18 protein-coding genes are annotated in these 25,095 nt (G+C 46.2%); 12 read left to right on the top strand and 6 right to left on the bottom strand.

Annotated features, from left to right (window positions below; genetic code table 11):
- Position 1 precedes the first annotated feature (1 nt).
- On the bottom strand, positions 2-697 hold the full coding sequence (locus tag L876_RS0107770; protein WP_028763285.1) for a hypothetical protein: 696 nt from the start codon (positions 695-697) through the stop codon (positions 2-4).
- Positions 698-1,407: 710 nt separating this feature from the next.
- Here L876_RS0107770 and L876_RS0107765 point away from each other — a divergent pair.
- From L876_RS0107765 to L876_RS0107755, 3 genes are all read left to right on the top strand, one after another.
- Positions 1,408-2,685, top strand: coding sequence for a YjiH family protein (locus L876_RS0107765; protein WP_428829716.1), 1,278 nt, complete (start codon positions 1,408-1,410; stop codon positions 2,683-2,685).
- Positions 2,686-2,815: 130 nt separating this feature from the next.
- The gene (locus L876_RS0107760) at positions 2,816-6,499 is read left to right on the top strand and encodes a two-component regulator propeller domain-containing protein (RefSeq protein WP_028763283.1); all 3,684 of its coding nucleotides are present in this window, start codon (positions 2,816-2,818) and stop codon (positions 6,497-6,499) included.
- A 227-nt stretch (positions 6,500-6,726) separates the two neighbouring features.
- The gene (locus L876_RS0107755) at positions 6,727-7,134 is read left to right on the top strand and encodes a CBS domain-containing protein (RefSeq protein ID WP_028763282.1); all 408 of its coding nucleotides are present in this window, start codon (positions 6,727-6,729) and stop codon (positions 7,132-7,134) included.
- 69 nt (positions 7,135-7,203) lie between these two features.
- Here the strand turns inward: L876_RS0107755 and L876_RS0107750 are convergent, their stop codons facing one another.
- Positions 7,204-8,562, bottom strand: coding sequence for an NCS2 family permease (locus tag L876_RS0107750; protein WP_028763281.1), 1,359 nt, complete (start codon positions 8,560-8,562; stop codon positions 7,204-7,206).
- A gap of 508 nt (positions 8,563-9,070) precedes the next feature.
- On the opposite strand from L876_RS0107750, the gene torE reads away from it, so the two are divergent.
- The 5 genes from torE to L876_RS0107725 all read left to right on the top strand — a co-directional run bounded on the left by torE (position 9,071) and on the right by L876_RS0107725 (position 14,503).
- Entirely contained in the window at positions 9,071-9,241 is a 171-nt protein-coding gene (gene torE / locus L876_RS0107745; protein ID WP_028763280.1) for a trimethylamine N-oxide reductase system protein TorE, read from the top strand.
- Positions 9,242-9,283: 42 nt separating this feature from the next.
- Positions 9,284-10,462: a pentaheme c-type cytochrome TorC gene (gene torC / locus L876_RS0107740; protein WP_028763279.1), complete on the top strand. Its 1,179-nt coding sequence runs from the start codon at positions 9,284-9,286 to the stop codon at positions 10,460-10,462.
- Between the two features lie 12 nt (positions 10,463-10,474).
- A complete protein-coding gene (gene torA, locus L876_RS0107735) occupies positions 10,475-12,967 on the top strand; it encodes a trimethylamine-N-oxide reductase TorA (protein WP_028763278.1) in 2,493 nt (830 codons plus the stop codon).
- A 39-nt stretch (positions 12,968-13,006) separates the two neighbouring features.
- Entirely contained in the window at positions 13,007-13,651 is a 645-nt protein-coding gene (gene torD / locus L876_RS0107730; protein WP_028763277.1) for a molecular chaperone TorD, read from the top strand.
- A gap of 183 nt (positions 13,652-13,834) precedes the next feature.
- Positions 13,835-14,503: a class I SAM-dependent methyltransferase gene (locus L876_RS0107725; RefSeq protein ID WP_028763276.1), complete on the top strand. Its 669-nt coding sequence runs from the start codon at positions 13,835-13,837 to the stop codon at positions 14,501-14,503.
- Positions 14,504-14,510: 7 nt separating this feature from the next.
- Here L876_RS0107725 and L876_RS0107720 read toward each other — a convergent pair whose 3' ends face one another.
- Entirely contained in the window at positions 14,511-15,743 is a 1,233-nt protein-coding gene (locus L876_RS0107720) for a DEAD/DEAH box helicase (RefSeq protein ID WP_028763275.1), read from the bottom strand.
- Positions 15,744-15,919: 176 nt separating this feature from the next.
- Between L876_RS0107720 and L876_RS0107715 the strand changes: the two genes are divergently transcribed.
- The gene (locus L876_RS0107715; RefSeq protein ID WP_028763274.1) at positions 15,920-17,080 is read left to right on the top strand and encodes a S8 family serine peptidase; all 1,161 of its coding nucleotides are present in this window, start codon (positions 15,920-15,922) and stop codon (positions 17,078-17,080) included.
- Positions 17,081-17,153: 73 nt separating this feature from the next.
- Here the strand turns inward: L876_RS0107715 and torS are convergent, their stop codons facing one another.
- Positions 17,154-20,135, bottom strand: a complete 2,982-nt coding sequence (torS, locus tag L876_RS0107710; protein WP_028763273.1) for a TMAO reductase system sensor histidine kinase/response regulator TorS — start codon at positions 20,133-20,135, stop codon at positions 17,154-17,156.
- Between the two features lie 85 nt (positions 20,136-20,220).
- Between torS and torT the strand changes: the two genes are divergently transcribed.
- Positions 20,221-21,291, top strand: coding sequence for a TMAO reductase system periplasmic protein TorT (gene torT / locus L876_RS21345; protein WP_037428221.1), 1,071 nt, complete (start codon positions 20,221-20,223; stop codon positions 21,289-21,291).
- Here the strand turns inward: torT and torR are convergent.
- A complete protein-coding gene (gene torR, locus L876_RS0107700) occupies positions 21,288-21,998 on the bottom strand; it encodes a two-component system response regulator TorR (RefSeq protein WP_028763272.1) in 711 nt (236 codons plus the stop codon). The two genes, torT and torR, sit on opposite strands and share 4 nt — an antisense overlap.
- 299 nt (positions 21,999-22,297) lie before the next feature.
- Here torR and L876_RS0107695 point away from each other — a divergent pair, with 299 nt between their 5' ends.
- Both L876_RS0107695 and L876_RS0107690 read left to right on the top strand, forming a co-directional pair.
- Positions 22,298-22,666, top strand: a complete 369-nt coding sequence (locus L876_RS0107695; RefSeq protein ID WP_028763271.1) for a PilZ domain-containing protein — start codon at positions 22,298-22,300, stop codon at positions 22,664-22,666.
- 93 nt (positions 22,667-22,759) lie between these two features.
- Positions 22,760-23,473: an RluA family pseudouridine synthase gene (locus L876_RS0107690; RefSeq protein WP_028763270.1), complete on the top strand. Its 714-nt coding sequence runs from the start codon at positions 22,760-22,762 to the stop codon at positions 23,471-23,473.
- A 101-nt stretch (positions 23,474-23,574) separates the two neighbouring features.
- Here the strand turns inward: L876_RS0107690 and radA are convergent, their stop codons facing one another.
- Positions 23,575-24,948: a DNA repair protein RadA gene (gene radA, locus L876_RS0107685; RefSeq protein WP_028763269.1), complete on the bottom strand. Its 1,374-nt coding sequence runs from the start codon at positions 24,946-24,948 to the stop codon at positions 23,575-23,577.
- Positions 24,949-25,095 lie beyond the last annotated feature (147 nt).

Here is a 25,095-nt window from a genome sequence, read left to right as displayed (position 1 = left end):
TTTAACGCCGCCGAAAGGCTCGCTGACTCAACACCAGCGAGCCCACCCACAACAAAAATAGCCCTAACGATAACCACTCCAACATGACAGGCCACCAATATTCTGGTCTGGGTTCTATCATAATTAAATCATGATAGAACCAACGTCCATTGGCGACCATACTAATGTCAAAATGTGCCAATACAATAAATGCCCCCATACAAACTAACGTCAATAGGCTCAGCAACAAACTTCCCGTGCAGGAAAATGTTTTTACGCCAAAGGGAGGGTGCAGTAGGTAACCGATATATAGCGCGATGGCGACAAAACTGAAGTAAAAAAAGTACTCAATACCTAAGGTATGTAAATGGTAAACATTCACAGGAAACAACCCTGTAACGGCAAGAGAGAATAGCGACAGCACCAACACAGCAAACACAGAGTAAAGCCAAGTATTATCGGCATTTTGCAACGAAAACAGACAAAACAGCATCAAACTTAAACTGCCAAAGAATAGACCGCCATTAAATACGACTGCCAAATCAGACAAACCATATTGCCCTAGTTCGCTTAGGGAGAAATTAAATAAGCTAAAACCATGACCGTTAAAATCCTCAAAACCCAGCGCAGCCAAAGTCAGGCCCAATAGATGCCCTACAAGTCCAAGCAGACCAAACCTAAACGCCAGTATCGATAGTTTTTTTTGTCTTGAAGTCATAGTCCCTTGAGTATTATTTTTTGATCACTTGCTAACATATATGGAATCAGATTTTTATGCAGCGGTCTAGCGCATATTTCTTGCAACAAATGGATAAAAGTTATTTCTATAGCGGACAATCATTGGCGTCGCAACCCTATAAAAATATTGAGCGGTAGTACGACCATCACTAAAACCAAGGTATCACTCAACAACTCACTGTCTACACAACACGTTAACCACCATTGTGTTGGTGACATATCCAACAAAGTAAACAGGCACTTGAGAGACCTACACTGCTAGCCCCAAAGGCTCATGGCAAACCTAGACAAAGGCACCCACTCATCCGTCACTCAAACTATCGACGCCACAACTGAAGAACAATCTTATTACATTGTTTTTAAATAAATTTAACCCAAAAGTACATGGTGCAAATCAACAAATATTGGTTACAATATAAATAGTCATAAAGTGCTAATAACTATTCTTGTGCTGTGGTTCACCCAATCAAGCATTATAATCGTTTTACATCACTAGGCTTAGGGGGTAATCTCCCCCACTCACTATTGAATGGATATTCATAGTGTATTAAATCATGGATCTAAGATTAATTTATTGCCGCTGTGCAAGTAGTGTAATTTAGGGTAAAAATTGTGTCAGAAAAACAAACCCATAACGTAAAGACAATACTGACTTTTCTCATTCCGTCGCTGATCGGCTTGCTACTGTTTATGACGCCAATCAGTTATCAAGACGCGATTACGATCCCTATCGCGATTGTGTCGAAGGGATTACAAGCATTTTTAGGTGATGCCATTACAGGTATTGTCACTTTCGTCGTTGTGGCGACCGCCATCGCTACGCTCATTGCTAAGCTCATCAAACCACGCATCATTATCAATAGTCATTTTTTTAATGCCTTACTAAACGTCAGCCCCATGTGGGCGATTGTACGTGTTGTTGGTGCCGTATTTATCGTTTTGACCTTCAGTGGTATCGGCCCCGAAGCTATCCGCTCTGGTGATACCGGAGCCCTGGTGCTAAACGATCTGTTACCCGTTCTTTTTTGCGTGTTCATTTTTGCTGGCATGCTACTGCCGCTGCTGCTTAATTTTGGTCTGCTCGAGTTATTCGGCACCCTATTAACCAAAATCATGCGCCCAGTCTTTAACTTACCTGGACGCAGTGCCATCGACTGTATGGCCTCATGGTTAGGTGACGGCAGTGTGGGCATTTTGATGACCAGCAAACAATATGAGTCTCGCTTCTACACCCAACGTGAAGCCGCTGTTATTGGCACCACATTCTCAGCGGTCTCAATCACCTTCTCTTTGGTGGTGATTTCGCAAGTTAAACTCGAGCACCTTTTTGTACCCTTTTATCTGACCGTCTGTTTAGCCGGCATCGTGGCGGCCATTATTGTGCCCAAATTGCCACCCTTATCATGGAAAAAAGACCACTATATTGATGACACTCCTCGCCACCCTGATGACGAAGTGATCCCACAGGGCAAAGAGGTCTTCTCATGGGGCATAGAGCAAGCTCTCGCCAAAGCAGAAAAAGCTGATGGCGTGGTTCATACCTTAAAGGATGGTTTGAAAAACGTTATCGATATGGTCTTTGGTGTGATACCCGTCGTCATGGCCATAGGGACTATTGCGCTGATCATCGCTGAATACACGCCTATCTTTGATTATCTCGGCATGCCGTTTATCCCGTTACTCGAGTTGCTGCAAGTGCCTGAAGCCACCGAAGCCTCAAAAACAATTGTAGTCGGCTTTGCTGATATGTTTATTCCATCGATTTTGGCCAGTTCAATCGAATCTGACATGACACGCTTCATCATTGCCGCCATGTCTGTCACTCAGCTTATTTACATGAGTGAGGTAGGCGCGCTACTAATCGGTAGTAAAATCCCGGTCAACATTCTTGAGCTGTTTGTCGTCTTTATCCTCAGAACATTGGTCACCCTGCCAGTCATTGCTGGTGTCGCACACCTTATTTTCTAAATCGAAAACCTTGATAAAGGGCAGCCAAGGCTGCCCTTTTACTTTGATAGCTTCCTCCACTCGCATTTTATTGAATCACTACTAAACTTAAAGACTTAACAAGCCCTAATAACGATAATTGGCGTCTTTAATGAGAGTTCTGATTTTCTCGCTATGCTATTTAGTGAGTTGCTACTGCATCGCTTATACCTATCAGCCACAATTTGACTCCTATGGAGCCAAAGATGGCTTGTCAATGAACACTATTAATGATGTCGTCAGTGATAACCGCGGTAATCTTTGGATAGCCACTCAAGCAGGTTTAAATCGTTTTGATGGTAAACACTTTACGATTTTCGATACCACCAACGATCAATATGGCCCATCAGTTAAACACATTAAGAAACTACATTTTGGTAAGCAGTTGTGGCTGATCATGCGTAATGATGGGCTAAACCTATACCACCCACAAACAGAAATATTCGAATCCTTTAATAGTAAAAACAGTCCATTACCCGATGACATCATAGATATTCATCAAGATGACCAAGCTAACTTATGGGTAGCAACCAAACACAACGGCTTGATCTACTTCTCCCCATCAACTCGCACCATACTGAGGCACCTGACAAAAAACAGCCATGCAGTGCTGCCAAGCGAGAAAATCAATGTACTGTTTAACGACAAATATAATCGTTTATGGCTCGGAACTGAGTCAGGCCTAGCGAGTATTGAACTTAAACATGACAAACTACATATCACCCCTTGGGGCAAGGGGCTGCAACAGATCAGCGCAATAGAACAAGGTAGTAGTAATACTCTGTGGGTCGCAACAGAACAACAAGGGCTCTATCTGTTAGACATAGACAATGAATCGTTGACCGCTATAGAAACCGAAGCATCACTGAAGAACAAAGCTATCTCGACACTCAAAAGAGATAAATTCGGCACTCTATGGATAGGCTTTCGAGCTCACGGTTTAGCACGTTTCTCTTTTAGCAACAGACGACTACACCGCTTTAATTCAGCCAGTGAAAATCGATATAGTATAAATAGTCCCGTCATTACCGCATTATGGATAGATGATGAGCAGCAGCTTTGGATAGGTAGTCAGGGAGGCGGATTAAGTAAAACCTTTTTAGATGCACAATATTTCGGACACATTCATGGCTTTAGCTTTAATAATAAAAACCTAGGTAACATGGATGTACGCGCAATAGTGCATGATAAAAAAAATAATCTTTGGGTAGGCACGGCGACGGGGGTTTATATTGCACCCGAATATTTACAGGGTAGCGACTCAGGCTTTGAGCTCTTTGATCCGCTAAACAGTCGTTTGGCACAAAGCTTCATTAGTTTCATCCAAATTGATCAGCAAGGCCAAATATGGATTGGTACTCGCGGTGATGGGCTATTTATCTACGCCAGCAACCGCAAAAGCTATATCCACTATTTGGCAGACAGTAGCGATAACAGCTTACCCAGTAACTACCTCTATTCACTGTTTTTTGATAACCAACAAACGCCTTGGGTCACCACAAAAGATAATGGTATTGCTCGCTATATCAATGTACAACAAGGGTTTAAGACGATAAATAAAACCACAACGCCAACACAACTGCCCACAAACGCCATCACAGCGATGACACAAGATGAGCAAGACAACTATTGGTTAACCTCTTTTACAGATGGCCTCATTAAGATGACATCATCTGGAGAGATCACACACTTCAATCTCGACTCGCCAACCCCTCTGCCCAAAGAGCACCTATTTTCGGTAGTCACAGGGACAGACAATCAGTTGTGGATAGCCAGTAATGAAGGGCTGCTGCGTTTTGATGTGAGCACCAAAAGTAGCCAGCTTTTTACCGATAAAGATGGCTTGGTGGATAACACCATCTACTTGCTATTTGCTGACCATGCGCAGCAATTGTGGATTGGTACAACCAAAGGTCTGACACACCTCAACCCTGACACATTAGAGACGACGAACTATACCGATATTGATGGCTTGCAGGACAACGAGTTTAATTTTAATGCCGCAACGCTTGGGCCTAACAACACCATATACTTAGGCGGCATAAATGGCTTTAACCATTTCAATCCTTCACAACTGCCTAAACGTCAGCCACCGGGCAAACCTATCATTAATGAGGTGCGTGTTCTCAACCAGCACAAATTACTGCCCAATGACGCCAATGACAATAGCCATTTCTCATTACAGCTGTCTCATGAAGAGGATATCTTTTCACTGCACTATCACAGTCCTAACCTACATAAAGCAAAACGACTTATTTATGAATATCGGATGATAGGACTCAATGACACTTGGCTGCGGTCATCAGAGGAACAAAAAACCTATTTTACAGGCCTACCGCCAGGGCAATATATTTTCCAGGTTCGCGCCATTGATATCAACCAAAATAGCAGTGCCATTGCGCAACTTGCGGTAAGCATTACTCCCGCGCCTTGGCGTTCGTCTTGGGCCTATGCTCTGTACTTTTCATTGGCATTAATCATCATCAGTTTTCTCTTCTATCGCAAATGGTGGCAGTACCAACGGCAGAGTAAATTACTAAAAGAGATAGCTCAAAGTGAGCAACGTTTGCAGCTAGCCTTGTGGGGAAGTGGTGACGAATTTTGGGACTGGGATATTACGAGTTCGGTTGCGACTAGAGCTAATGTCTTTTTAAAATATCCAGATAAAGAGACTGAGCTCACACAAACTATGATAGCAAGCGTCCACCCCGAGGATCTCCCCACCGTTTCAGCCGTCGCCAATAGTTGTATCAACGATAAACAAGACAAGTTCTCTATCACTTATCGCGCGCTAGATCTTCATGGCGATTGGATTTGGGTACTTAATAGAGGTCAAATTGTTGAACGCGATAGCAGGGGCCAAGGAATACGCATTGCCGGTACCATCAAAAATATCCAACAGCAGAAGGAAACTGAGCATCAACTTAGAGAGCTTAATCAAGATCTTGAAACAAGAGTCACCACCAGAACACAAGAGTTGCAACAACGTAACGATGAGCTCAAACATACTCTGGATGAGCTGAAACACACCCAAGGGGAGCTGCTCGACAAAGAAAAAATGGCAGCGTTAGGAGGCTTAGTCGCTAGTATTACCCATGAAGTCAACACGCCCATTGGCATAAGCGTAACCGCCACTTCCCACCTGCAAGAGAGTGTTAATATTTTCAATCAACGTTACGCTCAAGGCGAAGTATCCCATGAAGATTTTGAGCAATATCAAAATGAGGTAGCAGAATGTTGTAAGCTAATGCTGTCCAATCTAGAACGTGCGTCAAGGCTTATCGCCAGCTTCAAAAAGGTGTCAGTGGATCAGTCACACGAAGATATTCGTGAGTTTGACCTGAATGCCTACTTAGAGGAGATATTTATCTCACTCAACCCAATGTTATCTCGTACGCCCCACACCTATCAGTACCAATGCCCAGAACAACTGATCATCAGAAGTACCCCCGGCGCCTTCTATCAAATTATCAGCAATTTATTCAACAATTCAGTGGCACACGCCTACCCTGATGAGCGTTCTGGCCTTTTGTCACTCGTGGTGGAAAGAGACGATGATGGGATCACCATGACCTATAAAGATGATGGTTGTGGTATGGATGAATCGGTGCAGTCACAAGTGTTTCAACCCTTCTTTACCACCAAACGTGGTAAAGGCGGTAGTGGATTAGGGATGAATATCGTCTTTAACATCGTCACCCAAGTATTAAGCGGCAGCATACGTATTGAATCAACACCCGGTCAAGGCAGCACCTTTATTATTAAGCTTCCCAACAACTTGTTAGTCGAAAATTAGCCTTTAGCACTGATACGATTTTCAGCCCATATAACGCTATCGCTGGAATATGGGACCATGACCTTGCCCTTCTCCCCCATTTCCGGACCGATTAAGTCATTTATGCTCGTCACTTTTTTACCCACCGAACTTTAGCTGACACTAATTAACAAGGTTAAGTACTACGACATTATACGTTTGTTGAACGCCTAATTGTCTGTTATAAATAGATTAACAAGGAGGCGTCTATGACAATATTGATTGCAGAGATAATGAGTACCCGTGTGGTAACCATAGATATGGATGATCGGCTAACTGTGGTCAAAGAGATTTTTGATGCCGCCCCTTTTCACCACCTATTGGTGATAGAAGAGAGTAAGTTGCAAGGCGTACTCTCTGAGCGTGACTATCTGCGCACCTTAAGCCCTAACATTGGTGCAATAAACGAAACAGAAAGAGATAACGAGACCTTACAGCGCCGTGCACACCAAGTGATGAGTCGAGATCCTGTGACCATATCGCCACGTAAAAATATTAAACAAGCCAGTCAGCTGATGTTGCAACATGAGATAGGCTGCTTGCCAGTGTTAGATAATGGCACCATTGTAGGTATCATTACTTGGAAAGATCTCCTGCGCGCGTTTAGCCAATCTTAGCTATTAATATTGCAAAGGCGAATCAAGCGATCCGCCTCCAGCGAGGCAGCAAGCCAACCTCAACTCAGGTTAAATAGCCCAACCACCGAGATAAAACACCACTAAACCTAATGTAATGGCTAATACGCCAGGTTTTAGCGAACGCCATTCGCCACTGCATAACCGACCTATCACTAGGGTCACAAAGCCAAGCATGATACCTGTAACAATGTTGCAGCTTAATATAATAAATACCGCACACGTCAGCCCTGCCATGGCATCCACTTTGTCATTGAAGTCGAGTTTAGTAACATTGCTAAGCATTAATAAACCAACATACATCAAAGCTGGCGCCGTAGCGTAAGCAGGCACTAAGTAGCTCAGCGGTGCTAAAAACATCATCAGTAAAAACAGCACACCGACAATGGTGGCTGTCAGTCCAGTCTTACCACCAGCTGCGGTACCTGCTGCAGACTCAATATAAACCGCCGCAGGTGCCCCACCGACGACTCCAGCGAAAATACTACTAACGGAATCAGAGGTTAATGCCTTGCCGCCTCCGACAATGTTATCTTTTTCGTCAAGTAGTTCAGCTTGCCCAGCGACAGCACGAATCGTCCCCGTTGCGTCAAAAATTGCCGTCATCACCAACGCCAACACAATCGGTAATACCACAGGGTTCAGTGCTCCCATTATGTCTAGCTGACCAATCAGCGATTGCTCCGACAGCAGATCAGGCAAGGCAAATAGTCCTTGATAGGTTACACTCGGGTCGAAGGCTAAACCAAATAGCGACAGCGCGATAATAACCAACAAAATGCCGCCAGGCACACCACGACGCTCAAGACCTATGGTCGCTGCGAGTCCAATAATCGTGGCCAAAACAGGTAGGCTATGAATGTCACCGAGCTTCACTGGCAAGCCTGCATCATTGGCGACAATGAGTTGGACGCTATTAGTAGCAATCAATAGTAGAAATAAACCAATACCGATACCAGTTCCATGGGCAATACCTTTTGGCAAGTTGGTCAGTACCCACTGACGCACGCCCGTAACGCTCACTAAGGTAAACACAATCCCCATTAAAAAGATCGCCCCTAAAGTAACGGGTATGGAGATCCCTTGGCCTAACACCATACTAAATGCGGTAAAGGCCGTCAGTGAAATCGCGCATCCGATGGCCATAGGTAAATTGGCCCACAACCCCATCATTAACGAACCGAATGACGCAATTAAACAGGTTGCGATAAATACAGCTGCAGGGTCAAAGCCTGCGGTACCAAGCATATTGGGTACAACGATCACTGAATACACCATGGCTAAAAACGTAGTAAAGCCCGCAATCATCTCCCGCTTTAGCGTGCTGCCTCGAGCAGAAATTGAGAAATAGTTATCCAGTAGGGATTGGGTAGGTACAACGGGGGTATCGAGCGCCTGTTCAGACTTCATTATTTATTACCTTTTTTGATCTCTTAATTTGGAAGGCTATGGCAAGTTAGAGCCCCACTCAAAAGAGCGGGTGAGAGATCCACTGAGTACTTTTTGATGTACCTAACGTGACCTGCAAGTGAGTGCTTTAGCAACACACTTATGGGGGTAAGCAAATACTTACCCATAACACAGCCTTGGTTGGGCGCGAATTCTACAGCAAAGCAAACTTGATAAACTAGAGCAAAGTACCAAAACTGTCGAACTTTTTATTCATCACCCATAACAAGGTAAATATCATTACCTGTGACCAATCCCCACACAGTTCCCCCAACCATCAACAACAAACTAAAGCACATAAAATCAGACTGTTATAAGACTACCAAACGAGTAAGTCATGGCCTAGATACAAAGCGTTCATATTCTTTCATAAGTTATCAAGGTTCATTCATTGCAGGCCACACTGCCATTCACAACCATCCCCTAATATAAGCGTCATAGACATAAGATCAACTTAAGAGAGTGAGTCATGACACAACTAAATCGAGCTGATACATCCACCAAGGTGAAATCCAAGGAGTTCAAAGCTCTCGGTTTTATCATCTTTCTCCTATTTCCCATTCTAACGGTCACAGGCATCAGTGTTTATGGCTTTGTTATTTGGATGATTCAAGCATTCGGTGGCGTTGTCGCCCACTAACCCTAACTCAATACACTAGCGAATCTTTTTAAGGATGCTGTTATGAAATGGTTTATCAACATTTGGCGCACTCTCAACCAACCAGCCAAATACCTTACCTTAGGCACAATTAGCCTCTCGGCCTTTTTGATGGGGATTATTTTCTGGGGTGGATTCAACACTGCCCTTGAATTAACCAACACAGAAGAGTTCTGCATTAGCTGTCACAGCATGGAGAGCAAACCCTATCAAGAACTCCAGCAAACTGTGCACTGGTCAAATCATTCTGGCGTACGAGCCACCTGCCCAGACTGCCACGTTCCCCATGAGTGGAGTCGTAAAATTGGCCGCAAAATGGAAGCCTCTCACGATGTCTGGGGCTGGCTACTGCAAAGTGTCAACACAGATGAAAAGTTTGAAAACAAACGTTTAGATATGGCCAGCAGAGAGTGGAAGCGTTTCGATCGTGACAACTCATTGGCGTGCAAAAATTGCCATGACTATGACTCTATGAAGTGGGATGAGATGTCAAAGCTTGCGCAAAAGCAGATGAAACGTGCTGCCGAGCTAGATCAAAGCTGTATCGATTGCCACAAAGGTATCGCGCACAAACTGCCAGACATGGGTACCTCTCGCGCACCAGAACTTATTGCGCAAGTTGGCTCAGGCGAAAGTACGCTGCAGGTGGGCGACAGCTACTTTACCGCCCTCACTAAGCCACTTTACTTCAATGAGAAAACCGATGTTGAGGCGGGAACCCTCAATATTGCCACTAAGGTTACAGTGCTAGAAACCAAAGGGAATCGTGTCAAAGTGGGAATTGACGGTTGGCGTAAAAAAATTGGTGCTGGACGAGTTATCTATTTCGATTTCGGTCTGAATATACTCTCCGCGCAACTATCAAAAGATGCAGCCCTGGAAGAGGGAGTGATGGAAGTTTTTGAAGAGAAAGAAGATCCCATGACAGGTCTAAAATGGCAACGGGTTGAAGCGAAAATCTGGACCGACAAAGACTATCTTGTCAAAGACCTTCAGCCACTTTGGGACTATGCACGTGAAACCTACTCAAGCAGCTGCAGTGTTTGCCACACTCAACCCGCTGAAGCACATTTTGACGCCAACTCTTGGCCAGGTATGTTCCAAGGCATGATCGCATTCGTCAATATGGACCAAGACACCCAGGCGTTAGTACAAAAGTACTTACAAGAACACTCATCGACTTTCGATAAGTCAGCGCACTAAAAGGAGATAACCATGAACAGAAGAGAATTTTTAAAAGGCCTTGTCGCCACCTCTTATGTGACCCTTAGCGGTGCGTCGGTATTAGCACCACTTAATGCCCTTGCGGCCGCTGGTGCAAAGAATAATGATGGCTGGCTCACGACTGGTTCACATTTCGGTGCCTTCAAAATGAAGCGTAAAAACGGCATGATCGATCAGGTTGTCCCGTTTGACTTAGACAAGTATCCAACCGACATGATCAACGGCGTTAAAGGCCTCGTCTACAACCCGTCAAGAGTGCGTTACCCTATGGTGCGCCTAGACTTCCTGCTTAATGGTCATAAGAGTGATACAAGCCAACGTGGTGACTTTCGCTTTGTACGTGTGACTTGGGATAAAGCCCTATCGCTGTTTAAAGATTCACTTGATGAAGTGCAAACGAAATATGGTCCTTCGGGACTTCACGCGGGCCAAACTGGCTGGCGAGCTACTGGTCAATTGCATTCCAGCACCAGTCATATGCAACGCGCAGTGGGGATGCATGGCAATTTCGTCAAGAAAATTGGTGACTACTCAACTGGTGCAGGACAAACCATCTTGCCTTACGTTCTGGGGTCAACTGAAGTTTATGCCCAAGGGACCTCATGGCCGTTAATTCTTGAAGAGTCTAACACCATCATTTTGTGGTCCAACGATCCGTACAAAAACCTGCAAGTGGGTTGGAACGCCGAAACCCACGAATCATACGAATACCTTGCACAGCTTAAAGAGAAGGTAAAGCAGGGTAAAATCCGTGTGATCAGTATCGACCCTGTGGTGACTAAAACGCAAAAGTACTTAGGTTGCGAGCAACTATACGTTAATCCACAGACAGATGTGGCCCTAATGCTAGGTATCGCCCATGAGATGGTCACTAAGCAGCTGCATGATCAGAAATTCATTGACGGCTATAGCCTAGGGTTTGATCGATTCTTGCCTTACCTGATGGGTGAGTCCGATGGCGTGGCGAAAACCCCTGAGTGGGCGAGCCAGATCACAGGTGTTAGTGTTGAGATCATTCGAGACTTGGCTAAAGTGATGACCAAAGGTCGCACACAAATAATGATGGGCTGGTGTATTCAGCGTCAACAACATGGTGAGCAACCCTATTGGATGGCTGCAGTCCTTGCAACCATGATTGGCCAAATCGGTTTACCTGGCGGCGGTATTAGTTATGGCCACCACTACTCAAGTATTGGTGTTCCCTCATCCGGTGCTGCAGCGCCTGGTGCGTTCCCACGCAACTTAGATGAAGGCCAAAAGCCACTATTTGATAGTAATGACTTTAAAGGCGCCAGCAGCACCATTCCAGTTGCCCGCTGGATAGACGCTATTTTAGAGCCAGGCAAAACTATCGATGCCAATGGCTCAAAAGTCACTTACCCTGATATTAAGATGATGGTGTTTTCCGGTAACAATCCGTGGAACCATCATCAAGATAGAAACAAGATGAAACAGGCTTTCCAAAAGCTGGAGTGTGTCGTCACTATTGATGTGAACTGGACAGCAACCTGTCGCTTCTCAGATATCGTGCTTCCAGCGTGTACCACCTTTGAGCGTAACGATATTGATGTTTATGGCAGCTACGCCAATCGCGGAATTTTAGCAATGCAAAAGATGGTTGAGCCGCTGTATGAAAGCTTATCTGACTTTGAGATATTCACGCGTTTTGCTGCCATCATGGGCAAAGAGAAAGCCTATACTCGCGGAATGACCGAATTTGATTGGCTCAAGAAGCTGTATAACGACTGTAAGTCTGATAATGCAGGCAAATTTGAGATGCCAGATTTCGATACCTTCTGGCAGCAAGGTTATGTTCACTTTGGTGAAGGTAAACCATGGACTCGTCATGCAGATTTTAGGAATGACCCAGAGATCAATCCACTTGGCACGCCATCGGGGTTAATTGAGATCTTTAGCCGCAAGATAGCGCAGTTTGATTATGATGACTGCCCTGGTCATCCAACTTGGATTGAAAAGACTGAACGCAGCCATGGTGGACCTGGGTCTGACAAGCACCCAATATGGATGCAATCGTGTCACCCCGACCACCGCCTGCACTCACAGATGTGTGAGTCACAAGACTACCGTGAAACCTATACGGTTCAAGGCCGTGAACCTGTGTACTTAAACCCTGTTGATGCCAAAGTTCGTGGTATCAAAGATGGTGACCTAGTACGAGTATTCAACGATCGAGGTCAACTGCTAGCGGGTGCAGTGGTATCCAACCGCTTCCCACAAGGCGTGATTCGCATTCACGAAGGCGCTTGGTACGGTCCGGTAGGCAACGATGGCAGCAAACAAGGCGGTAACGAGTTAGGCGCACTCTGTAGCTATGGGGATCCAAATACCTTGACTCAAGATATTGGTACCTCCAAGCTTGCACAAGCTTGTTCGGCTTACACTTGCCTGGTCGATTTTGAAAAATATCAGGGTAAAGTGCCACTGGTCAGCGCATTTAGCGGTCCAATCGACACACAAATTTAATAGTTGTCGGCCCATTGAGTGGCCACAGGAGAGAAATAGATGAATGATAAGCACTCATATGACACAGCCATGAATCAAGCAAGAAGCATGGTTTACAAGCTGCTTTCGTCACTGTTTGCTAAGGAGCTAGATCATCAGCTACTGCACGAGTTGACTAGCCCACAAGCACAAGCTTTCTTCACTCAATTGGCCAGCGAACCTAAATTTGCTGACGATGTCACCACGCTAACGTCTGTGCTCAATAAACTTAACACTGACAAGGCATTACTCGAGTTGGCCGCTGATTACTGCGGACTATTCTTAGTCGGCACTAAACACAGCGCTAGCCCTTACGCTAGCCTGTACACGCACCAAGCAAACGATAACGCTGATGAAGTACTGCTATTTGGTGAACAGCATCAACAGATGCTCAATTACCTACAGCAAAGTCAATTGCAAGTGCAATCGGCGTTCCCTGAGCCTGCAGATCATATCGCGGTGATCTTAGCCTATGTTGCGCACCAATGCGGTATTAGCGATGATGCAACCCAGCTCAAGTTTATCAGCCAATATCTCAACAGTTGGCTGGCTAAATTTAGCGATAAGGTTAAGGCAGCAGACAGTGGCCACTTTTATAGTGCCCTAGCCAGCCTCACTCAGTCATGGGTGACAGCTGATTGTGAGGCACTGGCACACACCAACTAGCGTTAATGACCCCGAAAAAAAAGCGCCGAATCTAGCGGCGCTTTTTTATGCAACCAGAGGTTGAAAAGGAGCACTGACTGATTTCATTGGTAACCCCGGTAGCAAAAGCCTATAGTGGTAACCCTTCCACGTAGCGAATCGATATCGATCTAGGCTTGTTGCGTTTTTCGCAAGGAGTTACCTATGTCCCCCGTACGCCTTCGCTATCAAACCCTCGAGTTTCCTGATACCGATATTCATGTTCGCAGCCTAAGAGATAGGCAAGAATTTGCCGATCCTCTAGGCGAAGCCAATGCACTTGGAATCTCCTCTGCACAATGGTCACTGTTTGGTGTGATCTGGGATTCAGGTCGTGCTTTAGCGCACGAAATGGTGGCATTTGATATCGCAGGAAAGCGCATTCTTGAGGTGGGTTGTGGTATGGCTGTGGCCAGCTTACTGCTTAACAGTCGAGAGGCCGATATTACCGCCACCGATTATCACCCGGAAGCGGGCAATTTTTTAATTGAAAATGTACGGTTAAATCAGGGAAGCGACATTCCATTTTTGCGCACAGACTGGAACAATTTAAACGACGGTCTAGGGCAATTCGACCTCATCATTGGTGCAGACCTGCTCTATGAACGCGAACATATAGAGTTGCTATCCCAATTCATTCACCGTCATACCAAGCCCGATGGTGAGGTCATACTCATCGACCCGGGTCGAGGCAATCATGCGCAGTTTAGTAAGAAGATGTGCGCACTAGGCTACAGTCATCTGCAGCACAAAATCATGCCGGCCAGCGATATGTCCTCTTCATTCAAAGGGCAGATGCTCTGCTACAGCAGAACATCGTTAACACCGGACTAATTTAGGCCTAACGCTTACCTCTGCGACCGCGTTGCTTAGCACGGCGCTTTTGTGCCGATTGGCTGTTTTTTCCTGAGAGAGACATCTTGGTTAAGTCAGGCTCAAAGCCCGGGAGCCACTGCTGAGGTAAACGTTTATCAAGCAAGACTTCAACCTCCTCTAACAGCAGCGCATCCTCTTCACAAAATAGGGTCACCGCGACACCTTTGTTACCGGCACGCCCAGTGCGACCGATACGGTGCACATAATCTTCAGCAACAAATGGTAACTCATAGTTCACCACATAGCTGAGTGCGTTAATGTCGATACCTCGTGCTGCCACATCGGTTGCAACCAGTACGCTAATCTCCCCCTGCTTAAAACCATTCAAGACCGCCTCGCGATTTCCTTGAGATAGGTCACCGTGAAATGCATTGGCACTAATGCCACTTGCGCTTAAACGCTCCGCTAACTTATCAGCCGCCACCTTTTTGCGGCTAAAAACCAACACTTGTTGCCAATTTCCTGTAACAATGAGATGACTAAGAAGCGCAAATTTTTTGTCACTATCCACCGCATAGACACGTTGCTCTATATCTTGGCTAGCACTATTAGTTTGACCAACCTCGAGACGCTTAGGCGCGTTCAGCAGCGTGCTACTCAACGCTAACACTGATTCATCAAGGGTGGCTGAAAACAGCATAGTTTGGCGCTTGGTTGGTAATTGCGCCACAACCGCTTGGATCTCATCTTTAAAGCCCATGTCTAACATGCGATCCGCTTCGTCAAACACTAAATGCTTTAGATGCCCTAAGGACAACGATCCACGTCGTAAGTGGTCGAGTAAACGCCCTGGTGTCGCCACCAGCAGATCGACGCCTTGGCTTAACTTAGCTTGCTGCGCCTCAATGCTGACGCCACCATACACAATCCCCGCCGTGAGTGAGGTCAGCTGGCCATAGCTAACAATCGCTGCATGTACTTGTAATGCCAGTTCTCGGGTTGGCACCAGTATCAGCGCCCTCACTGGTGCTAACGAGGCTGATTCGTTTAACCGTTTCTCGTCATCAAGTAAGCATTGCAAGATAGGTAAGCCAAAACCTGCGGTTTTGCCGGTCCCCGTCTGTGCCGATGCCAATATATCCTGATTGGCTAAAATAGCTGGAATCGCTAACTGCTGAATTTCTGTCGCCTGACTAAACCCAAGCAACTTAATCGCTTCGAGTAACGGCTCAGCAAGCGGAAATTGAGAAAAAGACATTAAAAAGCCTACACATTGACACAAGACTAAAGGAGGCAAAAGTTTATCAGATTTTACCGATAAAGGTTAACCAAGCACGGCACCCTATTAAGAATGATTACTACTCAATGGCAGCGCTTTTGTCAGGCGCTATACTTTACTACACGCTTATTTAATAATTCCCCTTAGAGGTTACTATGAAAAAGACGCAACTCGCTTCGGCTATCACCTTAACCTTGCTTAGTAGTAGTCTATTGGCTAATGAAACACCCGCGACCTATGGTGGTGAGAGTGAATTAAATGGGGTACACAACCGCTGTATCGTGCGCCTAAAAGACAATACAGATAGCAGCACTGTACAAGGTATTGCCCATAAAAAGCTGACCAAAGCGAACCAACTTTCTGGTAAAAGTGCCAGCCTTAAACATCTGTATATAAACAGTATTAAGGGCTTTACTATTACCATGCCCTGCGCGGCAGCAAGCAAGGCATTTGGCCAAGACAATGATGTGGCGAGTCTTACCCCGGACAGCATTATCAGCGTTAGCAGAGGTAAGCCCAATCGAGGAGGCAACGACTCTGTTGCGCAATCAACCCCTTGGAGTGTGACACGGGTCGGCGGACCACTGGATGGTTCTGGCAGCACAGCTTGGGTAATCGATACTGGCATAGATCTCAGTCACAAAGACCTTAATGTGGATCAAAGCAGAGGTTTTTCGGCATTCAGTGACAAGCGTAACCGTAGTTTCAATGACGGTCATGGTCATGGCACTCATGTTGCTGGCACTATAGCAGCCAAAAATAATACCATAGATGTCGTCGGCGTTGCGGCCGGTGCCACAGTTGTGCCAGTAAAAGTGCTCGACTCCCGCGGTTCTGGCTCCACCTCAGGTGTCATTGCTGGCGTAGATCATGTGGGGGCCAACGCCCAAGCTGGCGATTGCGCCAACATGAGCCTAGGTGGAGGGGTCAGTACAGTGCTAGATGATGCGGTTAAAGCGGCGGCACTGAAATCGGGGGCTTTTTTCGTACTCGCTGCGGGAAACGATGGTGACAATGCCAATAACCACTCACCAGCGAGAGCCAATGGCAGCAACGTGTTTACCATCTCGGCAGTAAACAGCAGCGATAATATGCCGAGCTGGTCCAACTTTGGTAACCCTCCAGTGGACTATGCTGCACCAGGGGTTAGTATTCTCTCCCTCAAGCGCGGCGGTGGCACAACGACGATGTCCGGCACATCAATGGCCGCCCCAGCGGCCTGTGCGGTGCTAATGCTGAGCAATGGTACGCCATCAACAAGCGGCGTGGCGGGTAATGACCAAGATGGTAATCCTGACCCAATCATCTCGTTATAAATGTCATTAACCGGGCGAGGTTATGTGCGGTTAAAAACTCAAGCCCGAGCTGTTAGTAAACAATCGCTCGGGCTTATTCTTTGGCAGCGAGTTTATCTGCTAAGGCATCAATTGACTCCTGCCACAGGTTATATAGCGCTGAATAACTCTCACTATTGAATCCGTCTAACTCTAGGGTTTTACAGCGCTCACTCAACGCGAGTAGGCCCATGCTGGCACTACTCCCTTTGAGCGCATGAAGTATTTGCTCCGTGTTACTAGGGAGTGTTGCCAAAGCTTGCATCTGCTTGAGACTCGAATCAACAAATAACACTTGCATCTCCTTAAGTGCTGGCACACCTAAATAGGTAAGGTCTTCATCTAACTGCTGCTGGTTAAGCAGCGCATGGGGGTCAAGTGTTATGGCTGGCATCACTGGCGTTTGTTCTTCATCGTGTTGATGACTATCTAGGTCATTATGATTGACCACACCAATCCAACTCGCTAACGCTTGCATATTAAGGGGCTTTGCTAGCACCGCCTCAAAACCTGCATCATGGTATATGTTAATGTCATCGGTTTGGATTTGCGCGGTAAATGCAGCAATTGCGACCTCTTTTCCACAACGATCTGCCACCGACTTTAATTCATTTAACAAGGTAATACCTGAACCGTCCCCTAACTGAATATCCAACATAATTGCATCATATTGCGCTGCCTTTTGCGCAGTATAATGAGCTCTGGCATCGGCACAGCTAGTGACCAATACAGACTCATGACCAAGATGCCCTAAAAACCCCTGAGCAACCATGGCATTAACGCTGTTATCCTCAATCACTAATACCCGCTTAGGCTCAACCTCAGGCAACACGGCAGCAACGGGTCTACACCCTTGCTGACAAATGTCTAGCGGTACACTAAAGCCAAATGTCGAACCGCGACCCGCTTCACTGTCGACCCAGATGCCGTTTCGCTGAGAAGTCGGGCTCTCCATTAACTCCACCAGCTCTTTACTGATAGCCAATCCGAGTCCCGTTCCACGAGTTCGGCCCTGATTTGGCTGGCTACTATAAGCTTTGAACAACTGCGGCATGGCAGCCTGAGAAATTCCCACCCCCGTATCACTGATCTCAAACTGCAGCTCAGATTGAACAATTTTCACCGTCAAGGTGATCTCTCCCTCTGGGGTAAACTTAATCGCATTGCCTAAAAGATTAAATAGCACTTGGCGTAATTTAGGCCCATCGATATTAATACACTGGGGTAAAGGGGGTTTAACTTGCCGCAGTGACAGTCCAGATAAACCTGCACCAGCCATCATAATGGCCACCACCTCATCAAGGAGCTCACTGATATCTACAGGACGCGGCTCATTAGTTAACTTCCCTTGCTCTAAACGAGAAAAATCTAAAATATCATTTAACACCGTTTGCAATAACGTACCGCTGTATTGCGACAGGGCAAGCATCTGTTTTTGTGCAGCGGGAAGCGGCGAGTGCCCCAATAATGTCAGCGTACCTAACAACCCATTGAGTGGCGTACGGATCTCATGACTCATGGTAGCCAAGAACAAAGATTTAGCTTGATTGGCCTGCTCTGCCATCTGCCGAGCGGCAGCATGCCCTTTTGCTTCAGCATCAAGCTGAGTATTAGCTAAGGCCAACTCCTGGGTACGAGCAATCACTGTGCTCTCAAGCGATGCTTTATGCGCTGTCAGCTGTGAAGCACTTTCTTGAAGTTCGGACTGTAAACGCAGATTTTGGTCAGTCTTTTGCTTAAATACCTCAATGGCTGAAGCCATCGCTGTCAATTCGTCATCGCCGTGAGGATCGAGCGCGACGTGGCTATCTCCCTGGCTCAACCGAGACATAGCTTCGGTCGCTTCATTTAACCGCAGGGCAATACCTTTATAGATAACACGGTAGATGACCAACAGCATGAGCACCAACATTGATATCCCTGTGGCCCACAAGCCTGATTTAGCCCAAAAAAGTTGCTGCAAAAATTCGCCACGCGCATCATCTGCTTGTGACTGCTGGGCACTCATTGCACGATCAACAGACTTATTGAGTTCACCAAGTTTATCTGTCAAATGTTGCAACGCAAGTCCCTGCTGAGCCAAGACTTTCACATACTGCTGCTGCAAAAGTAAGCTCGCGTCTACGCCGCGTAATATAACTAACTCTTGATCTAATGCTGTGGCTCTTACAGGGTCTCTCACCAGCCCCTTAAGCAACTCCAGCGGCATAAGGTCGATGTTAGCAAGCCGTTGCGAAGCTGCTTGCTCTTGTTCTGTGCTCACTCCCTGATTGAGTTGATAGCCAGTAGCGATGGTTTTACTCAGCACGCTCGACATACTTGTCATAAGCGAGTTAAGCCCTGATTGCTGCTCTGGTGATTGCAGCAGTTGCCCTATCAATGCAATATGATGTACTAAGGTTAAGGCTCTATCGAGTCGCTCTCGAATATCAAGATCTTGCTCTATGATGGTATCTAGCAAGTGCGCACTTTGGTCTGCCCCGACAACTTGTGGGTAGGCTAAACTTAATTTTGCCAATATGGCAGAATCCACAACAGCCAATTCAGCTTCAAGTAAACGGCTGCTCCGTGTCGCCGCTTCGACTAAAGATTGCCCTTCTCGGCCAAGGCGCTGTGCCATGGTTAAACGCTCACCAACTTGCCGACCCAGTTGCGACAGATCGTGAATAATCTCCCCAGCAGCATATTCCAATCGCTTGTCGTCTTGAACATTAAGCGATTTAAGCTTTGCTATTGCTCCCAATAAGTTACTACTTTCAAGAGAGAGCTTTCGTCCCAAGAATGCGCGTTGGGCCTCCTCTTCCACCCGCTCTAGCCCTTGAGCGTTATCCAGCAGAGCATTAGAGGATTGCATCAATTGACGCGCCGCTTCAGAGGCCGGAAGCGCCTCTTCATAAAGATACTTGTCAGCTAACTTAACCCAATAGAGTGATAAGCTACCTAGGCTAACCAACAAAAGCAGTAGCAAGCCAAGCATGCTGAATGCCAACATTAAACGGCCAACAAGACTCTTGCCTGATAACGATAAAGCGCCCACACTGATTCCTTAAACTGTTATGATAGCGAGTGTTGTAAAGGATTATGTTCACCCTAGATTTGAGACTAAACACGTGACCAAGAAGATGCAATATACCACTTATTTTCTCGTGGCTTGCTTGAATTTTATAGCAACCTTTGTTGTTGTAGCCGCCAATACCCCTTGGCCATTGGAGCAGCGTTATCCCTTTAACGCCAAACTACAAACCAGCAAGCCTGTCACGTTTCACCCCTTATCTCATGTCCAAAAAACTTGGAACCTATGTGTATTGGTGCCACACCTCAAAGATGCGTACTGGATAGGTATCGACTATGGGTTAGCCACACATGCTAAACAGCTAGGGGTCAGTTTAGAGTTATTTGAAGCCGGTGGCTATTACGGTAAAGCGCAACAACTCGAGCAGTTAAGCCACTGCATGTCCGCCCCTTTCGATGCAATCTTACTCGGAAGCGTCGATCCACTTTTACTCAACAGCTATCAAGGCCAAATCAGCAAACCCATTATAGCCCTGGTCAATCGTATCGACAGCCCGCTGATCACCACCCGTGTTGGCGTCAACTGGTATCAGATGGGGTGGGTTGCTGGCCACTATATTCAGCAGGCAGTGTTGCGTCAAAGCACAAAAACACCACCACAACTGGCACTGCTCACCGGGCCTGAAAGGGTTGGCGGTAGCGCATGGGTTGAGCAGGGGGTTTTAGCAGCCCTGGAACATAGCACTGTGACCATCTCATCAATTCGCCATGCCGATAACAATCGTGACCTCTATCGTGACCAACTGCACCACCTGCTCAACGATCACATACCAGATTATATACTCGGTAGCGCAGTCGCGGTTGAGGCAGCGGTTGGCGAGTTACAGCATAGGGGTTTAGATTCGGTACAACTTGTCAGCAGTTACCTGTCTCCAGCAACGCTAAGGGGCTTGTACCGTAATAGAGTGGCTTTTAGTAGTGACGACCAAGTGGTTTTACAAGGTAAACTGGCGATAGATATCACAGTGAGGGAATTACAAGGTGCTGCTGCCTATGGTGATATAGGCCCAAAGATTTTAGGCCTGAAAGCGGGTAAAAAGCAGCTAAGCAACCTTAATTACAGCCTTGCTCCCGCGGACTTTTACCCCATCTACCGTATTGATAATTCAGCTAAAGATTAGTCTTCAACCCTAGCTGCAAACAGGTAGCCTTCACCGTGAACCGTCACAAACAGTTCTGCAGCTAACTTGTTTCTGAGACGGCGAATAATGACATCGATGGTTCTGTCGTTGACGTCCTGATCTCTATGGCTAGTTTGCTGCATCAAACGTTCACGAGATAACACTTGCTGAGGATGTAGAGCAAAGGCCGTTAACAGCTCAAACTCCGCCTTGGTCAACTTAATCACCTCATCACCATAAGTGAGCTTACGATTATTAAGTGCTAAACAATAGCCCTCAAACTCAATGAGGTCATCATTTCGTTCCAGCTGAGTAATCACCTCTTGCTGCGCCTTTTTCACCAGCGACATACGCCATAAGAGGTTCTTGACTCGCACCAGTAGCTCACGCAGTTCAAAAGGCTTAGTGACATAATCATCTGCGCCCATTTCGAGGCCAATAATTTTATCGATAGCTTCATCTCGGCCGGTGACCAAAATAATACCCACATCTGAACGGCTTCTTAGGTCTCGGGCTAAACTCAAGCCATCCACACCAGGTAAATTGATATCGAGCATCACTAAATCGATATGCTGACTGCTGAATTGATGCCACATCTGCTCACCATCCTCAGCCTCTAAGACTCGGTAACCCTCTTTTTCAAAATAGCCTTTTAGCCTCGCGCGGATCACGGCCTCGTCATCAACAACTAGTACAGTATTGGCCAACGAAGTATGCGCCATCGAATCGCTCCAGAAAAAGTTACTTAAAGGTTATCACTCATTATTCACATATTTTCACATTTTCATATAAGCAATATCTCAAATATGCGAACTGACGCCCATTTTATGTCGTATGGCCTTAAGACTGACTCACAAACAGAGCGACCACGCTAAGCTTCGACACCTAAGCCAACACAATACGGATAGCACCTCACAAATATAAACCAAGATTTTTACACCACGCCCATGTTAGCTTATGCTTACTCTACAGCTTTTAGTTAAACACCACAGTGTGAGGACAGGTTATGGATGAAAGGCGACAATTTTCGCGGATCTTATTTGATGCCAATGCAACGCTCACCCAGCAAGGTAACGTCTGGCCAACCATCATCCACGATCTCAGTCTCAATGGCGTCCTGTTAGAGCAACCCCAAGGGTTTAGCGTCACCGATGACCCCATTGCTTTAAGTTTTACTCTAGGTGACTCTGAGATAGTGGTTTCTATGGAAACTAAACTTGTTTATCAAAAAGAGGGACAGTTGGGCTTAGAGTGCCTGCATATCGACGTCGATAGCATTAGCCACCTGCGCCGTATGCTGGAACTTAACTTAGGTGATGCCTCACTGCTCGATCGTGAGCTACGATTATTTGTTGAGGTTCACGAACAAAGTTAAGCGGCATTAATACACCATACGTGTTTCGAAAGGGGAATAAGTTTCCCCTTTTTTGATCAACCCACTAGGCGATATCAATAGCAGGACCCATTCATGCCTCCAACTTGCGCGTTATCCCACACCATTGTTGATGATTTTTTGGCGCCAGCCTGCGACGACTTTGTGGAAATTTTGTATCAAGACGATGAGATTCTATTAATTAATAAACCCAGTGGACTGCTCAGTTTGTCGGGAAAAAATCCGCTTAATTGGGATTCGGTACATTACCGTTTAGTGCACGGTCAACAGGGGCTTACGCCGCCCTTTCCTCATGCCAAACTCCCACATAGGTTAGATTTTGGCACATCTGGCATAATGGTGGTGGGACTCAACACCGAAGCGGCGCAGCATCTCAATCTACAGTTTCAAGCACGCACCATCCAAAAACGTTATATAGCTATGCTGGAAGGTTGGGTGAGCGAGGAGCAGGGACAGATCAACGCCGCAATAACCAAAGATAAAACCCTTTTTCCGCGGGTAAAAATCTGCCAAATCACAGGTAAGCCAGCTATCAGTGAATATAGGGTCATTCAACGGCTAGCAGAACCACCTTGTAGTTTGGTGCAATACACCCCTATCACAGGGCGTACACACCAATTACGCATCCACAGCCTAACGATGGGCCATCCCATTCTGGGCTGCGACCTGTATAAAAGTACTCGTAGCGAACAGATGGCAAGCCGCTTAATGCTACACGCCAGTGAGTTGCATTTTGAGCACCCCACTAGCCACAAGCGAGTTAATGGCCTGTGTCCTAGCCCTTTTTAATCAAACTTACAGGCATCATTCTGCCCCAAAACCTTACAGGCGCTGCAAACTCAATGCAGCGCACCGCCCGCGGAGCATCGGCGAACTATCCCAGCTTAATCTCAATTAATCAGCTCTAACAATTCATGAATGGTCTTAATGGGATTGATTTTGGCCCCTAGGCCTTCCATCGATTTATGATAATTACGATAAGGAATGAAGATCTCGGTGAAGCCATGCTGCACAGCTTCTTTCACCCGCGGCACACCGCTGTCGATTGGACGCACGTCACCATTTAAGCTGAGTTCCCCCATGATACAGGTCGTTCTTGGTACCACGAAATCATTAAGGCTACTGAGCAGTGCCGCGACTAAAGCTAAATCAATACAGGTTTCAGATTCATCAATTTTTAGACCACCGACCAGATTAAAATAGGTGTCGTGGAAAATTTTAGTTCGAGTATGTTTACGTAGAATCCCCGTAAGCATCTTAATCCGATTCATGTTGAGTCCCACGCATACGCGCTGAGGAAACTCCCCTTCGGTTTCGGTCGTTAAACATTGGATCTCTAACAGCAGATTGCGGTTGCCCTTACGGATACAAGTGATAGCAGCACCCGGAGAGTCGGTCGTTGACCCTGACAAAAAGATTTCACTTGGGTTATCAACGCTAATCATACCGCGCTCAGTCATCTTGAAAATACCAACAGTATCAACGTCACCAAAACGGTTTTTGTTGGCGCGCAGCGTGCGAACTTGACCATCGTTACACTCTAAATGTGTGAGGCAATCAACGATGTGGATCAGCGTTTGTGGTCCAGCGGTTTCATTGTTTTTGTTGACATGTGCCACCAGAAACATGGTGACATTGTTTTGCTTACAATACTGAGTCAGTGCTTGGGCTGAACTTTTTACCTGTGACGGCGAGCCAGGACTGCCATTAGCCAGGTCGGTGACAACAGCTTGAATGGAGTCAATCACGGCAAACTTGACCTGCTTGGCTTCAAGCTCAGCAATGATGGCTTCGACACTGGTTTCGGCCATCAAGAATAAATTATCCTCATTGCAATCTAGCTTTAGGCGATTAACGCGGTTTTTAAACTGCGATAATGACTCCTCTGCAGTACAGTATAACGATGGCATCAATTGCGACATACGTGACACCAAATCAGATAAAATAGTGGTTTTACCTGCACCAGGATCACCTGAGATAATATTTACAGAGCCTGTCGTTAAGCCACCGCATAACACGCGATCGAGTTCGCCAATACCTGTCAGCATTTTTTTGGCTTCGAACTCTTCCACTTCGCTAAGTTTCTTAGAGCCACCACCCACAGCACCAGCATACCCGGAGACTGAAGTACTGGCCGACTTGCTCGCCCCTAAACGCACTTCGGTAATAGTATTCCACTCATGACAAGCGTTGCACTGCCCTTGCCACCGAGGGAAGTCTTGTCCACATTCACTGCACACATATGCTGTTTTAATCTTAGCCATAATAAGTTCTAAATCGTTATTTGATATAAAGAGGTCGCCAGAAATAACCATAATGGCTTAAACTGTAGCCACGGTGATCGATAATATTTATTGCCTAATTTATCAACAGTCAAATGTCGTTTTATCATTGATAAACATACGGCTATC

This window comes from Shewanella colwelliana ATCC 39565 (assembly GCF_000518705.1).
Lineage (GTDB): Bacteria > Pseudomonadota > Gammaproteobacteria > Enterobacterales > Shewanellaceae > Shewanella > Shewanella colwelliana.
Note: the sequence above shows the minus strand (reverse complement) of the source record. Positions and strands in the feature narration are given on the sequence as shown.

What these genes read in the sequence shown, in the direction of transcription:
- torA (WP_028763278.1), top strand. Translation starts at nt 10,475, where the DNA reads ATGAACAGAAGAGAATTTTTAAAAGGCCTTGTCGCCACCTCTTATGTG.
- radA (WP_028763269.1), bottom strand. Translation starts at nt 24,948, where the DNA reads ATGGCTAAGATTAAAACAGCATATGTGTGCAGTGAATGTGGACAAGAC.
- L876_RS0107765 (WP_428829716.1), top strand. Translation starts at nt 1,408, where the DNA reads ATGACGCCAATCAGTTATCAAGACGCGATTACGATCCCTATCGCGATT.
- L876_RS0107695 (WP_028763271.1), top strand. Translation starts at nt 22,298, where the DNA reads ATGGATGAAAGGCGACAATTTTCGCGGATCTTATTTGATGCCAATGCA.
- L876_RS0107755 (WP_028763282.1), top strand. Translation starts at nt 6,727, where the DNA reads ATGACAATATTGATTGCAGAGATAATGAGTACCCGTGTGGTAACCATA.
- L876_RS0107720 (WP_028763275.1), bottom strand. Translation starts at nt 15,743, where the DNA reads ATGTCTTTTTCTCAATTTCCGCTTGCTGAGCCGTTACTCGAAGCGATT.
- L876_RS0107770 (WP_028763285.1), bottom strand. Translation starts at nt 697, where the DNA reads ATGACTTCAAGACAAAAAAAACTATCGATACTGGCGTTTAGGTTTGGT.
- torC (WP_028763279.1), top strand. Translation starts at nt 9,284, where the DNA reads ATGAAATGGTTTATCAACATTTGGCGCACTCTCAACCAACCAGCCAAA.
- torT (WP_037428221.1), top strand. Translation starts at nt 20,221, where the DNA reads ATGCAATATACCACTTATTTTCTCGTGGCTTGCTTGAATTTTATAGCA.
- torE (WP_028763280.1), top strand. Translation starts at nt 9,071, where the DNA reads ATGACACAACTAAATCGAGCTGATACATCCACCAAGGTGAAATCCAAG.
- L876_RS0107750 (WP_028763281.1), bottom strand. Translation starts at nt 8,562, where the DNA reads ATGAAGTCTGAACAGGCGCTCGATACCCCCGTTGTACCTACCCAATCC.
- L876_RS0107760 (WP_028763283.1), top strand. Translation starts at nt 2,816, where the DNA reads ATGAGAGTTCTGATTTTCTCGCTATGCTATTTAGTGAGTTGCTACTGC.
- L876_RS0107725 (WP_028763276.1), top strand. Translation starts at nt 13,835, where the DNA reads ATGTCCCCCGTACGCCTTCGCTATCAAACCCTCGAGTTTCCTGATACC.
- L876_RS0107715 (WP_028763274.1), top strand. Translation starts at nt 15,920, where the DNA reads ATGAAAAAGACGCAACTCGCTTCGGCTATCACCTTAACCTTGCTTAGT.
- torD (WP_028763277.1), top strand. Translation starts at nt 13,007, where the DNA reads ATGAATGATAAGCACTCATATGACACAGCCATGAATCAAGCAAGAAGC.
- L876_RS0107690 (WP_028763270.1), top strand. Translation starts at nt 22,760, where the DNA reads ATGCCTCCAACTTGCGCGTTATCCCACACCATTGTTGATGATTTTTTG.